At 36.2% G+C, this 16,729-nt stretch carries 12 protein-coding genes; 9 read left to right on the forward strand and 3 right to left on the reverse strand.

Annotation, left to right across the window (positions count from 1 at the left end; genetic code table 11):
- The first annotated feature begins 19 nt into the window (after window positions 1-19).
- From VJJ03_RS05625 to VJJ03_RS05640, 4 genes are all read left to right on the forward strand, one after another.
- Window positions 20-322 (forward strand): thioredoxin family protein, encoded by a 303-nt coding sequence (locus tag VJJ03_RS05625; RefSeq protein ID WP_323974354.1) that lies wholly within the window; start codon window positions 20-22, stop codon window positions 320-322.
- 3 nt (window positions 323-325) lie between these two features.
- The gene (locus VJJ03_RS05630) at window positions 326-1,006 is read left to right on the forward strand and encodes a trimeric intracellular cation channel family protein (protein ID WP_323974356.1); all 681 of its coding nucleotides are present in this window, start codon (window positions 326-328) and stop codon (window positions 1,004-1,006) included.
- A gap of 185 nt (window positions 1,007-1,191) precedes the next feature.
- Window positions 1,192-4,032: an excinuclease ABC subunit UvrA gene (uvrA, locus tag VJJ03_RS05635; RefSeq protein ID WP_323974358.1), complete on the forward strand. Its 2,841-nt coding sequence runs from the start codon at window positions 1,192-1,194 to the stop codon at window positions 4,030-4,032.
- Window positions 4,029-5,144: a glycosyltransferase family 1 protein gene (locus VJJ03_RS05640; protein WP_323974360.1), complete on the forward strand. Its 1,116-nt coding sequence runs from the start codon at window positions 4,029-4,031 to the stop codon at window positions 5,142-5,144. The genes uvrA and VJJ03_RS05640 overlap by 4 nt, the downstream gene beginning before the upstream one ends.
- A gap of 4 nt (window positions 5,145-5,148) precedes the next feature.
- Here the strand turns inward: VJJ03_RS05640 and VJJ03_RS05645 are convergent, their stop codons facing one another.
- Together VJJ03_RS05645 and VJJ03_RS05650 are read right to left on the reverse strand one after the other, a co-directional pair.
- Window positions 5,149-6,228, reverse strand: a complete 1,080-nt coding sequence (locus tag VJJ03_RS05645; protein ID WP_323974362.1) for a mannose-1-phosphate guanylyltransferase — start codon at window positions 6,226-6,228, stop codon at window positions 5,149-5,151.
- A gap of 62 nt (window positions 6,229-6,290) precedes the next feature.
- On the reverse strand, window positions 6,291-7,157 hold the full coding sequence (locus tag VJJ03_RS05650) for a ComEA family DNA-binding protein (protein ID WP_009745588.1): 867 nt from the start codon (window positions 7,155-7,157) through the stop codon (window positions 6,291-6,293).
- An 881-nt stretch (window positions 7,158-8,038) separates the two neighbouring features.
- Between VJJ03_RS05650 and VJJ03_RS05655 the strand changes: the two genes are divergently transcribed.
- From VJJ03_RS05655 to VJJ03_RS05675, 5 genes are all read left to right on the forward strand, one after another.
- Window positions 8,039-9,766 (forward strand): DEAD/DEAH box helicase, encoded by a 1,728-nt coding sequence (locus VJJ03_RS05655; protein WP_323974364.1) that lies wholly within the window; start codon window positions 8,039-8,041, stop codon window positions 9,764-9,766.
- 136 nt (window positions 9,767-9,902) lie between these two features.
- Entirely contained in the window at window positions 9,903-10,658 is a 756-nt protein-coding gene (locus tag VJJ03_RS05660) for a carboxypeptidase-like regulatory domain-containing protein (RefSeq protein WP_009745591.1), read from the forward strand.
- A gap of 26 nt (window positions 10,659-10,684) precedes the next feature.
- On the forward strand, window positions 10,685-13,396 hold the full coding sequence (locus tag VJJ03_RS05665; protein WP_323974366.1) for an AsmA-like C-terminal region-containing protein: 2,712 nt from the start codon (window positions 10,685-10,687) through the stop codon (window positions 13,394-13,396).
- 6 nt (window positions 13,397-13,402) lie between these two features.
- Window positions 13,403-14,065 carry a protein-L-isoaspartate(D-aspartate) O-methyltransferase gene (locus VJJ03_RS05670; RefSeq protein WP_323974368.1) on the forward strand — a complete coding sequence of 221 codons (663 nt, stop codon included), beginning with the start codon at window positions 13,403-13,405 and terminating at the stop codon, window positions 14,063-14,065.
- Window positions 14,066-14,217: 152 nt separating this feature from the next.
- Window positions 14,218-14,634 carry a CBS domain-containing protein gene (locus VJJ03_RS05675; RefSeq protein WP_009745594.1) on the forward strand — a complete coding sequence of 139 codons (417 nt, stop codon included), beginning with the start codon at window positions 14,218-14,220 and terminating at the stop codon, window positions 14,632-14,634.
- A gap of 137 nt (window positions 14,635-14,771) precedes the next feature.
- Here VJJ03_RS05675 and VJJ03_RS05680 read toward each other — a convergent pair whose 3' ends face one another.
- Entirely contained in the window at window positions 14,772-16,676 is a 1,905-nt protein-coding gene (locus VJJ03_RS05680; protein WP_009745595.1) for a S9 family peptidase, read from the reverse strand.
- Between the last annotated feature and the right edge of the window lie 53 nt (window positions 16,677-16,729).

The raw sequence follows: 16,729 nt of genomic DNA on the forward strand, positions 1-16,729 counted from the left end.
AAGATAAAAGAAGAATAACATGTCAGTATTTGGAGATATAATCAGCACTAGTAAGCCTGTGCTTATTGTTTTTTATGCAGGATGGCATTATTTAGCTAAAGATGCCACTGATTCTATTCAGCAAGTAGCCGATTCTTTAGGAGAGGCTGTGCGTGTGATTAGGATTGATATTGATAAAAACAAGGAACTTACCCAAAAGCTAAAAATTAATGGGATTCCCACCTATATGATTTTCCACAAAGGAGAACTCGTATGGCGCACTGAAGCTCTGCAACCTAGTACTAACCTTATCAGTGCAATAAAACCTTTTATAGAATTATAGAAAATGAATGAAATGATTTCATGTCTTGGTGAAGGGTTTACTTCTCTAAGCCAAGAGATTAAGACAATAGCCTCAGATCCTATTTATCTTTGGGATCTTATAGGAACTTTTGTTTTTGGAATTTCCGGTGTTTTGCTTGGTTTAGAACGACGTATGGATGTTTTTGGAATGTTTATTTTAGCTTTCGTTACAGGAGTAGGGGGAGGTACACTCCGTGATGTTATGATAGGGAGTACTCCTGTCTTTTGGATGAAGAACCTCATGTATATCTTTATGATAGGAGTAAGTGTAGTTTTCACTTTACTTTTCAAGACTAAGTTTTCGGCTCACTGGAGTTATTGGCTGTTACTTTTTGATGCTATTGGGTTGGGAGTTTTTACTATTATTGGATTAGAAAAAGCACTTCGTTATGATCTTTCTCCAACTATAGCTATTGTTTTAGGAACTATGACAGGGAGTTTTGGAGGAGTAATACGTGATATTTTAGCTAATAGAATGCCTGCTATTTTCCAAAAAGAAATCTATGCAACAGCCTGTGTGGCTGGAGGTACAGTATACTTTCTACTTAATGGTATTATGGTAGAATATCATGCATGGGTGGTTTTTATTACCATTTGTGTAGTTATCGCTGTGCGTATGCTTTCCGTAAAATATCATTGGGAACTCCCAAAATTCTTAGGCTAAAAGATTTTTCTTTTTCCTTATATAAAAATAGAAACTACTTATCTTTAGTCCTGATTGGGCAAATTCTCTTGGAGAAGCTTACAAGACAAAAGTGAGTAGCTTTTTCTTTTTAGGAAAATCTTTTAAAATAAAAGTAAGGAAATTCTGAAAAAAAACAATTAACTTTGTCCGCTATTTATAACTGAATGAAAAAGGATAAGAATATTATAGTGCAAGGAGCAAGAGTGCATAATTTGAAAAATATAGATGTACAGATTCCTCGTTATAAACTAGTGGTGGTAACAGGGCTGTCGGGGAGTGGGAAATCGTCTTTAGTATTTGATACAATCTATGCCGAGGGACAACGTCGCTATATAGAGACCTTCTCAGCTTATGCCCGCCAGTTTTTAGGAGGACTGGAGCGCCCTGATGTGGATAAGATAGACGGACTCTCTCCGGTAATAGCCATTGAGCAGAAAACTACCTCCAAGTCACCTCGCTCTACTGTGGGGACTATTACCGAGATTTATGACTTTCTACGTCTACTCTATGCCCGTGCATCCGATGCCTATAGCTATCGCACAGGCGAAAAAATGGTTAGCTATACCGATAGCCAGATACAAGAGCTTATTCTCCAAGAGTATGAGGGCAAGGCAATTCATATCTTAGCGCCTATAGTACAATCGCGCAAGGGACACTATCGCGAACTCTTTGAGCAAATCGCCAAGCAGGGTTTCCTCAAAGTACGTGTAGATGGGCAGATTCGTGAAATAGAGTACGGAATGAAGCTGGATCGCTACAAAACCCATGATATAGAGGTGGTGATTGACCGCTTGGAAATAAAGAACAATGATATTACCCAGCGTCGTTTATCCGAAAGTATACAAACAGCTATGCGACATGGTAATGGGATCCTGATGATATTAAGCGATAAGAACGAGACACCTCGTTACTTCAGCCGTAACCTTATGTGTCCTACCACGGGGATTTCTTACCCCTTACCTGAGCCGAATACCTTCTCTTTTAACTCTCCCAAAGGGATGTGCCCGCACTGTAATGGACTGGGTACCATACAAGAGGTAACCTTGAGCAAGCTCATTCCCGATATGTCGCTTTCTATCAAGCAGGGTGCTATTACCGCTATAGGAGCCGAAAAGAGGACTTGGATATTCCAGCAATTGGAAACCATACTTAGGAAGTTTGGACATAAGCTCTCTGATCCTGTAGAGAAACTCCCCAAGGAAGTCATAGATATGATACTCTTCGGGGGAAAGGAAAAATTCTCTGAAAAGTCTGAAGTGATGGGGATTACTCGTGATTTTTCTATTGATTTTGATGGAATTGTTAATTTTATAGAACAACAATACCAAGATATGGAAAGTAGTGCCTCTATACAGCGTTGGGCAAAGGATTTTATGGAAGAAAAGACCTGTCCTGAGTGTGGTGGCTCTCGCTTGCGCAAGGAAGCTTTATATTTTCGTATTGCTGATAAAAACATAGCAGAACTTTCAGCTATGTCCATAGCTGAGCTTATGCAGTGGTTTGATATCCTGCCTGAGAAACTCTCTGTTCGCCAAAAGAAGATAGCTCATGAGATTCTCAAGGAAATTCGTGAGCGCCTGCGTTTTCTCTTGGATGTGGGACTTGATTATCTTTCCTTAGGCAGAAGCTCCAAAACCCTTTCAGGAGGAGAGGCACAACGTATTCGCTTGGCTACCCAGATAGGCTCCAAGCTCACCAATGTACTCTATACCTTGGATGAACCCAGTATAGGTCTACACCAGCGTGATAATGAACGACTTATTAATTCTCTTAAATCGCTTCGCGATATAGGAAATTCTGTAGTGGTGGTAGAGCATGATGCCGATATGATGCTCCATGCTGACTATGTGATAGATATAGGCCCTAAGGCAGGTAAGGGTGGGGGAGAGGTGATTTTCGCCGGTACTCCTAAAGAAATGCTCAAGGCACATACGCTGACGGCCTCTTACCTCAATGGAGAACGTGCCATAGAGGTGCCTGAGGAACGTCGCAAAGGTAACGGACATTTTATAGAATTGATAGGATGTACGGGGAACAACCTAAAGAATGTATCAGTGAAATTCCCTTTGGGTATGATGATTGGGGTAACAGGGGTGTCAGGCTCTGGAAAATCTACCTTAATTAATGAAACACTCTATTCCATCCTCAATGCACACTTCTACAATGCGCTTAAAAAACCAATGCCCTATAAGCAAATCGTTGGTTTAGAGTATATTGATAAGGTGATTGATATAGATCAATCTCCCATAGGACGTATTCCTCGTTCCAATCCTGTTACCTATACGGGTGTGTTTTCGGAAATACGAGACCTCTTTTCCCATACTCCAGAGGCTATGATTCGTGGCTATAAACCTGGACGCTTTAGTTTCAATGTTAAGGGCGGTCGTTGTGAGACTTGTGAAGGAGGTGGTATGAAGGTGATTGAAATGAACTTTCTTCCCGATGTTTTGGTAGAATGTGAGACCTGTCATGGTAAGCGTTTTAACCGAGAAACCCTTGAAATTCGCTACAAAGGGAAATCTATAGCCGATGTACTAGCTATGACTATAGACGAGGCAGTAGCCTTCTTTGAACCTATTCCGAAAATCTATAGAAAGCTCAAGACGATACAGGAAGTAGGGTTGGGTTATATCACCTTAGGACAGCCGTCTACTACGCTCTCAGGAGGAGAGGCACAGCGTATCAAGCTCGCTACGGAGCTCTCCAAGCGTGATACAGGCAATACCTTTTATATATTGGACGAACCTACTACAGGACTGCACTTTGAGGATATAAAAATCCTTATGGAGGTGCTTAACAGGCTCACCGAAAAAGGAAATACAGTGCTTATTATTGAACACAATTTAGATGTTATTAAGATGATGGATTACCTAATAGACATGGGGCCAGAAGGTGGTAAAGGAGGGGGACAGGTAGTGGCTATGGGTACTCCAGAGGAAGTAGCTAAGAATAGGAAGAGCTATACAGCTAAGTTTTTGAAAGAGGTTTTAAAGACAAAAAGATGAGAATAGGATTTGATGCCAAGCGGGCTTTCCATAATTTACGAGGCTTAGGTAACTACAGCCGCGACCTTATTCGTATCTTGCAAGAGAGAACGGATATGGAATTGATGCTTTTTAATCCTTTAAAAAGGAAATTTTTAGGGGTAAAGATGACGGAAAAGACCACTGAGATCAATCCCAAAGGCTTCTTTTGGAAGCGGTTTAAGAGTCTTTGGAGACTTTTTTATATCACAACTCTTGCCCAAAAAGAACGACTTGATATCTATCATGGACTTTCAGGGGAGATACCTATAGGCATATATAAATATGTACCTACGGTAGTTACCATACATGATCTTATTTTCTTGCGTTTTCCTCAGTGGTACAGTGCTTTTGATAGGAAGATACATACCCTAAAGTTTCGCTATGCCGCCCAGAAAGCACAACATATCATCGCTATCAGCGAGCAAACTAAGCAGGATATAGTAGATTATTTTCATATAGATCCTAATAAAATATCAGTAGTCTATCAGGGGTGTCATGCTGCCTTTAAACAAACCTATACGGAGAAGGAAAAAGATCAAGTAAGAGAGAAATATGCCTTACCTGACCGATTTGTACTGAATGTAGGAGCTATAGAGGCGAGAAAGAATGCCTTAGAGATTGTAAAGGCACTCAAAGGTACTGACCTACCGCTGATTATGGTAGGGAAAAAGACTGCTTATTATGAGAAAGTAGAGGCTTATTGCAAGGAAAATGATATGCAATCACAAGTGCGAGTACTTTCTGATGTTTCTATGCAAGAGTTGGCTATGATATATCAAATAGCTACTATATTCTGCTATCCTTCTGTTTTTGAAGGGTTTGGTATTCCTATCATAGAAGCCCTCTTTTCCAAAACGCCAGTGATTACCTCTAAAGGAAGTTGCTTTGAGGAGGCGGGAGGTAGTGGCAGCATTTATGTAAATCCTACTGAACATACTGCTTTGGAGATAAGGCAGGCAATAGATCAACTTCTCGCTTCTTCTGAGCGTATGCAGCAGATGAAAGAGGTAGGCTATAGTTATGCGCAAAAATTCACAGACGAAAAGGTCTGTGAAAATCTTTTGAAGGTATATCAAGAGTTGATTTCCTAAGAGGCTAAGAGAGGTTATTACCAAACTTCTCTTTGACTTCGCCTAACAGTTCTTTGATGCTCTGTTCTTTTTCCTTAGGATAAATCATCAGTACTGAAGCGGTATCTACAATGATATAATTTTCTATACCATCTACAATTACCACTTTGTTAGTATCAGTACGAATGATATTATCAGAAGCATTTTTGAACAAGGTAAGAGCATTGACCACAGCATTATTATTGGAATCTTTAGCCAATTTCTCATGTAGAGAGCCCCAAGTACCCAAGTCATTCCAATCAAACCCTACAGGATACACATAGATGTTGTCAGAGGGCTCCATAATGGCATAGTCTACCGATATATTTTCTGCTTTTCCATAATTATTCTTGATAAATAACCATTCCTCAGGAGTATTATAAACAGCTTCTCCTTTCTTGAAGAGCGAAAATAACTGAGGTTGGAATCTCTTAAAGGCTCTTAATACACTCTCAGTACGCCAGATAAAGATTCCTGCATTCCATAGATAGTTCCCTTCCGCAAGGAACTGTTTAGCCCGCTCATAATCAGGTTTCTCAGTGAATTGAAGTACTTTTTTGCTGGGCTGTGGGTCAGTTTTATCATATTGTATATAGCCATAACCTGTATTAGGAAAGGTGGGCTTGATCCCCAAAGTCATTAGTATATCCTGTGTTTCACATAGGGAAAAGCAGTTTTTTACATTGTCCTGAAATTCGTCTTCTTGTTCTATCCAGTGGTCAGAAGGAGCTACAATAAAGACCGCATTGGGATTGCGCTTTTGAATTTTCATAGTAGCATAGAGGATGCAAGGAGCCGTATTACGCATGGAGGGCTCCAAGACCAAATTTTCGTCGGAAATACCTGCTAATTGTGTTTTTACCAAGTTTTTATAAATTTCATTGGTAGAGATAAGAATATTTTCCTTAGGAATAAAATCAGCTAAGCGTTGATAAGTGCGCTGTAAGAGCGTCTGTCCAGTACCCAGCATGTCATGAAATTGCTTAGGAAAAGCCCAAGTACTTACAGGCCAAAAGCGAGAGCCAATACCCCCCGCCATGATAATGGCATAATGGTTCTTATTCATAGAATTTGAAATAATAAAGTGCAAAAATACAATATATTAACCAATTGAACAAAGAAAATTAGCTATTTTTCTATTTTCAGGTACCAACTGAGTTGTTCTATTTTTTCATCAGGGTATCCTATAGATTGTAACTCATTTAACGAATGGATTATTCCCTTTTCTGAACGGAATATAAGCAGGCTTTCTACCTCTTTATAGTTAAGATAAGGTACCTTAGAGAGTTCTTTCTTGGAAGCGAGATTGATATCTACTTTACTGATTTGTGCAGGAGTAAGTAAGTCAAAATATTTCCATACTTCTGTAATGACTTCTTCGGAAAGCCCATATACTTCATTAAGTTGCTTTCGGGAAGAAAAACCATGTAAACGTTCACGATATCTTACAATACGCTCAGAGAGTTTTTCTCCTATTCCTCGTATAGGTAATAAATCCTCGGCCGTAGCGGTGTTGAGGTCTTTCTTGATGATCTTTGCCGTGGGCTTGTTGTCATAGGAGTTGGGGTAACCTGTTTTTTTCTTAGTTACCCAATCAGGAAACTTAAATAATGGTGTTATAGTGGCTAAGAGTGAATCAGAGACACCTGTTACCTTTTGGAATTCCTTGGCAGAATTGACATACTTACCTGTCTCTCTAAAGGATTGTAAGCGAGAAAGTTCTTCAGCAGAAATACCTAAAATATAAGCTCTGTAATCAGAGATAAAATTAGGGTTAAAGGGATTTAGTGTATATTGTTTGCTCTTCTCTTGTGCTTTTAGGCTGTCAATTCGCTTCTGGAAAGCTATGAAATTCTCTTGAGAAGATGTCGTAGAAGGAATAATATCTATCATGGAATAAGTTATTTGTAGTAATATGCAACAGGTAATGAGTCCTAAAACACCTCGTCTTTGTTGCTTATTCCATTGAGAGAAACCTGAGATAGATTGTTTCATTTAATAATTATATGAATTTTCACTAAGAGATAGCAAATTTACAAAAAAGATAATAGAAAAGCAAGAGAAGAGATAAATTCCTTTATTCTGTTAATTCAACCAGCAAATGTAATTTTTTGGCTTACAAATTTATAAAATAAATCCTTTGTTTTTGCAAATCCTAAAATTTTTCTTGGTCGATTATTAATTTAATGTTGCGTTTTCCTTATATAATTATTTGTAATTTCTTTAAAATCAGTATTCTTATGTAATAGTACTTTTATTTCGTAAATTTGAGTATCTTCTACAGAGGCTACCTATAGTCCTTTTTCGAGTTCTTCCAAGGAAATAACCTTATCTTTATCGAAATATTCTTTTCCTTCTTTCATAATCGCTTCATCAACAAAATTTTAAAAATTTTGAATAGTCATATAAATAATCTTTTTCAGCAAAGATAACAAAAACAAATGATTCCTTGTCTATATTTGTTAAAAAAGTTAAATAACTATATATAGTTTGATATCATCTATTTTTGTTTCCAAAAGAAATTGATTAATAAAACATGACCAATATGTTTTTCCAAAATTATAATATTTCACCATAAGTAGTTGGTTAATAAAATAGTTACTAAACATGATAACTTCACTTACTGAAATTACTTATTTTATTGATTTTTAGATAACTCATAGAAAATGGTAATTCTAAATAGTTTGCAGATATAATAAGTCTATATACTATATGGTTTTTATTATTTTTAATTAGATAAAATTTTTATTAATAAGACAGTATTTTCTATAACAAGTAATCTTAATGAAATAATTAAAATTTAATTTTTAATTTTAGTATTTTTTTAATAATTACACATAAATTAATTTCTACCTTTGCGCCTTATTACAATTTGTATGAATTTATTTGAAACATTGGGGCTAAGCGCACCCCTACTCGAAGCAATTGATGACTTGGGCTTCGAGCGTCCGTCTGAGGTACAACAAGCCGCTATACCTGTGTTGCTTGCTGCCCCTACCGATATGGTAGCATTAGCACAAACAGGAACTGGGAAAACCGCTGCTTTTGGTTTTCCACTTCTTCAACTCATTAACCCTACAGAACATATTACTCAAGGGCTTATCTTGGCACCTACTCGTGAATTATGTTTGCAGATAGCTTCCGAGTTAAAGCAATATGCTAAGTATATGCCACAGGTGCATATTGTAGCGATTTACGGAGGAGCAAGCATAGAGGAACAAGCCCGTAACCTAAAGAAAGGGGCACATATCATCGTGGCCACCCCTGGACGTATGCAGGATATGATGCGTAGAGAGTTTGTTTCCATTACTCATATTAACTACTGTATACTTGACGAAGCCGATGAGATGCTTAATATGGGGTTTTATGAGGATATTCGAGCTATCTTAGCAGAAACACCCAGGGAAAAGAATACTTGGCTTTTTTCTGCTACCATGCCTACTGAAGTAGCTAAGATAGCTAAAGAATTTATGCATCATCCTAAAGAAATTACTATAGGACACAAAAATCAAGCTTCCGACAATGTACTCCACGAATGTTACATTGTTAATGGTCGTCAGCGTTATGAGGCTCTCAAGAGGCTTGCTGATGCTAATCCCTCTATCTTCTCTGTCGTATTCTGCCGTACAAAACGTGATACTCAGGCGGTAGCTGAAAAACTCATAGAAGATGGTTATAATGCAGCTGCTCTACATGGTGACTTGAGTCAAAACCAACGTGATTTGGTTATGAAAGGCTTCCGAGCCAAGCAGATTCAGATGCTTGTAGCTACTGATGTTGCTGCTCGAGGAATAGATGTAGATGATATCACTCACGTAATCCACTATCAACTTCCTGATGAAATAGAAACTTACACCCATCGCAGCGGACGTACAGGACGTGCAGGAAAATCAGGGGTCTCCATGGTTATCTTAACTAAAAGTGAAACCAAGCGTATCAAGACCATTGAACGAATTATTCAAAAGACTTTCGAATACAAGACTATTCCTAGTGGTATGGAAATCTGTGAGATACAGCTCTATCACTTAGCTAATACAATCAAGGATACCCAAGTGAATCCTGCGGTTAATGAGTATCTCCCTGCTATCTACGATGTATTAAATAATCTTAATCGTGAAGAACTTATCCAACGTATGGTAGCCGTAGAATTCAATAGGTTTTATAACTACTATAGTAAATCCAAGGACCTTAATGCAGAGTCCTCTGGAGAAAAATTTTCTTCTACAGAAGGTGAAACACGCTATTTTATTAATATAGGGGAGCGAGATGGTTATGATTGGCGATTGCTTAAGGATTTTCTTAGAGAGAATATTGGATTGGGTAAAAATGATATTTTCAAAGTAGATGTAAAGGATACTTTTTCCTTCTTCAATACTGAGGCAGAAATGACTCAAATAGTATTAGATACTTTTTCAAACTTTAAAATGGATAATAGAGCTATCCATATAGAAATTTCTCAACAGAAATCCTCCGAAGGAAAGAGTAAAAAAGATAAAAAAAATAAAAAAGATAAGAAGCTTCTCCATAAAGGAGATAAAAGGAGAGCAAGTAGGCGTAAAGATTCCTCTGTTATCTCTTCTTCTAAAAGAAAAAGGAGAAAATGAAATAAGGGACAAGAATATTCAAGAAAAAATAAAGAATACGGGATAATAATTGCAGATGTCCCGTATTTTTTCTATTTTTACGGCAAATTTTTTACCTCTATACCTTTATTGATAATTAATTGAAAATAAATATCTTATGAAAAATATTTTTCTGATTTTTTTCTTTATCTTTTTCCTTATAGGATATGCTCAGGAGGAGACGATCATGCGAGGAAATGTCTTTAACACTAAGACAAATTTGCCTTTAGATAATGTAAATATTCTGAATATTAATCAAGTACGAGGAGCTGTTACCAATATTAAAGGGGACTTTGCCATTCGGGCTTCGGTAAATGATACTTTACACTTTTCTTATTTAGGTTTTAAATCTATCAAAATTAAAGTAACTCAAGACATGATTAAGTTTCCTGGTACGCGTATAGGACTTACTGAGTTAGCGTATGCTTTGGAGGAGGTAGTTATATCTCCTTATCGTCTAACAGGGTACTTAGAGATAGATGCTAAATATATGCCTATTAATACTAATAGACAATATAGCATTTCAGGATTGGATTTAGGCTATGAGCCTAGAACACGAGAACCTAATGTAACTGAAAAAGTAGTAGGATCTATTTTCAATCCAGCAGGATTACTTTATAGAGCATTCAGTGGTAGAGCAAAAGACTTACGTAAGCTCAAGAAAATGAAACAGAATGATGAGATTCGTAATATTCTTAATGGAAAATATGATAGAGAAACGCTCTCTGAAATACTGGGAATTGAAAAGGATAAGTTAGAGGATTTACTTCGCCATTGTAATTATTCTAAGGATTTTATAAAGAACTCTAATGATTTACAGTTTTTAGATGCCCTTACCCAATGTTATGAAGAATATAAACTTTTGAATAAATAGAAAATTAATTATTAAAAATAAATAAAATGAAAAAGATTTTAAAAATTGTTGGTATTATCTTTTTAATATTGATACTCACCATTGTTTCCATTCCTTTCCTTTTTAAGAATACGATAAAGGAAAAAATCATGGAGAAAGTGAACGAAAGTGTAAATGCACAAGTAAGCTTCACTGATTTCTCTCTCAGTATATTTAAGAATTTTCCTAATGCCACTGTAGAATTAGGCGGACTAAAGGTTATTAACAATGCTCCTTTTGAAGGTGACACTTTAGCTTATGTGGGAAATTTTCAAGCCAAAGTAAATCTTAAAGATATCCTTTTTAAAAAAGATAATGAACCCTATAGGCTTCTGGGGTTCTCTATTGCTGATGCAGTGGTTAATATACGTATGAATTCGGAAGGAAAAGGTAACTTTGATATCGTCAAGGACACCTCTGAAACTCCTGATAATGAGGAACCAAATAATTTATCTTTTGATTTGAAAGAGTATAGCATTGAGAATTTGCGCTTTACCTTCAAAGATGATACCTCAAAAATGAGTGTAGTGCTTGATAGTCTCTATCACAAAGGGAAAGGAAATTTTGCTGAACAAATACTTGACTTAGAAACTACCACAGTAACAAAAGTATCCTTTGCTTCTGATGGTACTGCTTTCTTACGCAACAACGTAGTCTCATTAGATGCTATCCTAGGAATAGATCTTAATCAACAAAAATATACTTTAAAGAATAATACTTTGAAGTTAAATAACTTAGAACTTAATTTCAATGGTTTTGTACAACTTTTAGATGATGGACAACTCTATGACCTTTCCTTTAAAACTCCCAAAACTACTTTTAAGAATTTTTTAGATTTGATTCCTACTGCTTATACTAAGAGTATAGAGGGAGTACAAACCACAGGAGAATTTACTATTGATGGGAAAATAGCAGGTAAGTACACCTCTACCTCTATTCCTAAACTTGATATTCAGATGCTATCTAATAATGCTTCTTTTAAGTATCCGTCTTTGCCCAAATCGGTGAGGAATATTGATATAGATATTAAGATAGGTAATGATACTGAAAAAATGGAAGATACTTATGTGAATATCAATCGATTCTCCTTTACTATTGATCAAGATGCTTTTTCTGTAAAAGCACTCCTTAGGAATCTTACCGAAAATATGCTTGTGAATGCTGATCTTAGAGGAACTATAAATTTAGAAAATGTTCAAAAAGCTTATCCTGTCAAGATGGATTTAGATCTAAAGGGAATTCTCAAAGCAGATATTACCACTGCTTTTGATATGGCTTCAGTAGAGAAAAAAGCTTATGAGCGTATCAAAAACTCAGGGAAAGCCTCTTTGGAGAAATTCGTATATTCAGGAGCTGGGTTTCTCCAACCTTTTCATATAGAAAAGGCAGGACTTTCTTTTAATAATAGCAAAATAGAACTCACTGAATTCAGTGCCAAAACAGGAAAAACAGACTTTAATATAAAAGGAATACTTGAAAATTTCTACGGATTTACCCTTCGAAATGAAGTAATTAAAGGAAATTTTAGCCTTGCCTCCAATCATATAGATGTTGGTGATTTTATGCAAACTGATACTCCATCCGAAACTTCTAAACAAGAAGACAGGGCTGAAAAAACTAAATCTGCTACCTCAGGAAATACATCTATCAAAATTCCTGCTTTCTTAGATTGTACTTTGGATGCAAAAGCAAAAAGTGTCCTCTATGATAATCTTACTTTAAATAATGTTTCCGGAAAACTCATCGTCAAAGATGAAAAAGTGAGTTTACAAAACCTACAAACGGATATCTTTGGTGGAAAGACTGCTGTTACAGGTAACGTTTCTACCAGAGGAGATACTCCTACTTTTGCTGTGGACTTGGATATGACTAGACTTAATGTAATGGAATCTTTCTCTCAGATAGAAATGCTTAAAAAAATTATGCCCATTGCTAAAGTTGTAGAAGGATTCTTCAGTTCTAAAATAAATGTAACAGGGAAACTTACTTCGGAGCTTACTCCTGATATAAATTCAATTTCTGGAAATATTTCTGCATCATTATTGGATAGCCATGTGAAGCAAGCCTCTCCTTTAGTTTCTGCCTTAGATGCTCAATTCAATCAACTTAACCTTTCCAAACTTAATCTTAAAGACCTCAAAGCAAGCATAACTTTTGAAAATGGTCGTGTAGTAGTGAAACCTTTTACTATCAAGTGGAATAATAGTACCATTAATGTAGCTGGAACTCATGGCTTTGACCAGTCTATGGACTATAAACTTACCTTTAATGTGCCAGCTAAAATGCTAGGTCAAGATGCTTCTTCCCTTCTTGCAAAACTTACAGTAACTGAGCAGCAAAAGTTAGGAGACATACCAGTGAATGTGAACCTGGGAGGAAATTTTGCTAAACCACAAGTTTCTACTGATATAAAACAAGTGGTCAACAATCTCGCCTTACAAGTAGCTAAAGCACAAGCTAATCAACTTACTGATAAAGTGATGGATAAAGTAACCAATGAAGTAACCAATAAAATTACAGAAAAAATAGGAGGAGATGCAATGAATAAAGCAACCGATGCTATAGGCAAACTTATAGGGGGTAATAAAACTTCAGCTAATCCGACTGACTCTACTAAAACCCAACAACAAGCTCCTAAAGACCAAACTAAAAAGGCAGTAAACAGCCTTTTGGATGGACTTTTCAAGAAAAAAGAAAATACCCAAGAGCAGAAGAAATAAGCTAAAATGAAAGATACAGCAAGGCATCAGGGGATGCGAAATCTTCTGGTACAGCAACTTCAAGAACGAGAACACTATCCCATTTCTGATGAAAAAGTATTACAAGCAATACGAACTATTCCTCGTCATTTATTCTTAGATAGTATTTTTGAAGAAAAAGCCTATCAGGATATTGCTTTCCCAATTGGTGCAGGACAAACAATTTCGCGTCCTCATACAGTAGCTTTTCAGACTGAATTACTACAGGTGAGAGAAGGACAGAAAATACTTGAGATAGGTACTGGAAGTGGTTACCAGTCAGCTGTATTGATAACCCTAAATGTAGAACTTTATACTATAGAGAGACAACAAGAACTTTTCAAAAAAACTAAAATATTCTTTGAAAAAATGGGTTATATCCCTAAGAAAATGCTCTTAGGAGATGGGTATAGAGGATATTTACCTCAAGCACCTTATGATCGCATTTTGGTAACAGCAGGGGCTCCTGAAGTACCTAAAGAACTTTTAGCACAACTTAAAATAGGAGGAAGAATAGTTATTCCTATAGGAAAAGGAGAACAGGTTATGACCGTTCTTGTAAGGCTTTCTCCTACTGAATTCAGTAAAGAAGAATATGGAACTTTCGGTTTTGTTCCTATGCTAGAAAAAATACAGACAAGAATAAGATAAATGAAAAAATAAGGAGTAAAAATTGAAAAAAGGTAAATCAAGCAAAATTACAAATAAAAAACAGAAAATAAAAATAAATTTTTTGTAATTTTTAAAATGTTTTTCATTACCTTTGTAGGATAAAAGGAAGTAATCTATAAAATTTGTAAGATATGAAACAAAGAGTTCCTGTTTCTCAAATTATGTCCAAGGACATAGTTACCCTGACCCCTACACAAACATTGTATGAGGCAGAAGCATTATTCAAAAAACACAATATTCGTCACATTCCTGTGGTGGAAGGTCATAAACTCATAGGAGTATTAAGCCTTACAGATTTGCTTCGTATTAGCTTTGCTGACCTTTCTGATGATGAAAAGCATGTAGACAGTATTGTGTATGATATGTTCACTATTCCACAAGTAATGGCTAAGGTACCTCTTTCTATTTCTCCTGATACCACAATAAAAGAAGCTGCGGAAATTCTAGCAGGACAGACTTTCCATTCTCTTCCTGTTACTGATAATGGTAATTTGATAGGAATGCTTACAACTACTGACCTACTTAAGTATCTTCTAGAACAATACTAATCAAGAGACAGAGTTTTTAATTTGAATAAAGAAGTTGACCAATATAAAAAATCTTGATTTCTTTATTTCCTCTTCTAAAGTAAAAAGATAAGGCTGTTCATTTTGAGCAGCCTTATCTATATCACAAAAGATTATTTCTATTGGAGTGTTTCTTTTAACCAATTAAAGAAGGTACGTTGCCAGAACAATCCATTTTGAGGTTGAAGCACCCAATGGTTTTCATCAGGAAAGTATAGTAACTTACTCTTAACACCTCTAAGTTGAGATGCAGTAAAAGCCTGAAAGCCTTGTTCCTCAGGTACACGATAATCCTTTCCTCCATGAATAATAAGAATAGGAGTATCCCAAGCACTCACCTTTTCAAGAGGATTGAATTCAGTATATGTCCTCTGAGCTATAGAATTATTCTTATCCCAGTAAGGACCTCCGAACTCATGATTATTAAAGAAAATTTCTTCAGTAGTACCAATCATACTTCGAGTATTGAATACACCACAATGAGCAATAAACGTTTTAAAACGCTTGTTATGAATACCAGCCAAATAATACACGGAATATCCTCCATAACTAGCCCCTACGGCTCCCAAGCGAGAGGTATCTACATAAGACTCTTTGGATATATCATCAATAGCAGCAAGATAATCACGCATAGGTTGACCTCCCCAATCACCACTAATTTCAGCATTCCAAGCCACCCCATGTCCAGGCATACCACGTCGGTTAGGTGCTACTACTATGTACCCCTGAGAAGCCATTAACTGAAAATTCCAACGGAAACTATAGAACTGAGTAAGAGCTGACTGTGGACCTCCTTCACAAAAGAGTAAAGTGGGGTATTTCTTTTTAGGATTAAAATTGGGCGGATACATTACCCACACTAGCATATCCTTACCATCAGAGGTCTTTACAGTACGTTCCTTTACTGGACATTTGGCAATATTCTTATATAAATCATCATTGACATGGGAAAGTTGCCTTACCTCCAAATTGGATTTTCTTCCACGCAAATTTACAGTATAAAGTTCTGTAGCTCTATTCATATCTGTACGACTTACAATAAGTAAGTCTCCTGACTGCCCTATAATATCATTGATATCAAAAATTCCCTTAGTAATCTGCTTTGGAAAGGGATTTTTAGCAAAAGGTTCTATTTCAAAAATCTGTTGAGTCCCATCAATAGCAGCAGTAAGATATATTTTCCTTCCATCATTACTCCATATATAACTGAATACAGTATTATCCCAAGTGGCTGTAATATTTATTCTTTTTCCATTTTGAAGAATATATAAGTCATTCTTATCAGCTTCATTACCATCTTCTTTCATACTTAGCCATGCAAGTACTCCATCTTTATTAAAAGAAGGATTTGTATCATACCCCATCATACCTTCTGTGAGATTGGTTGTAGTCTTACTAGCTATATCATACTGATAAATATCAGTATTAGTACTTACTGCATACTGAGTACCTACTTTAGCTTTGGTCACATAAAGTACTTGTTTTCCATCATTACTCCATATATAATCCTCAGGACCTCCAGAGGGTTCTTGAGGACAATAATAGGGTAATCCCTGCATAATATCCGTTTGTACTCCTGTAGCTATATTTTCTATAAACACATGATTATAAGTTCCCTCATTCCATTTATCCCAATGGCGATGATCTAATCCTTCATAGATCCTCCCAGAGGATTTTCCCAAATCTTTATAAAAATCCTTAGCAAGTACAGAGTTGATTTTTACCGTCTTGTCGAATAGTTTAAAACTCTTGTCTGCGTTGAACTTAGTAGTTAAGTTCTCCATTTGTTCTTTGGTGATCGGAATTGGTTTTCCTCCCTTTACAGCGAGCTTATAATACTCCTTTTTGAAAGAATTCTCAGCGATATCTGGTGTGGTAACGCTTAGGAGTACATAATTTTTGTCAGAAGTGAGTCCAATACCGCTCACACGATGTAACTCCCATAATTTCTCAGGAGTAAGCAATTGCTGTGAATACGTACTATACACCATAAATAATGCTAGTATTAGTATAATTTTTCTCATGATATATATAATTAGAAATTTTTCTCATGATTTTTAGGAAAATAACCAATTCA

The sequence above is a fragment of the Capnocytophaga sp. G2 genome, assembly GCF_035282625.1.
Taxonomy (GTDB): Bacteria; Bacteroidota; Bacteroidia; order Flavobacteriales; family Flavobacteriaceae; genus Capnocytophaga.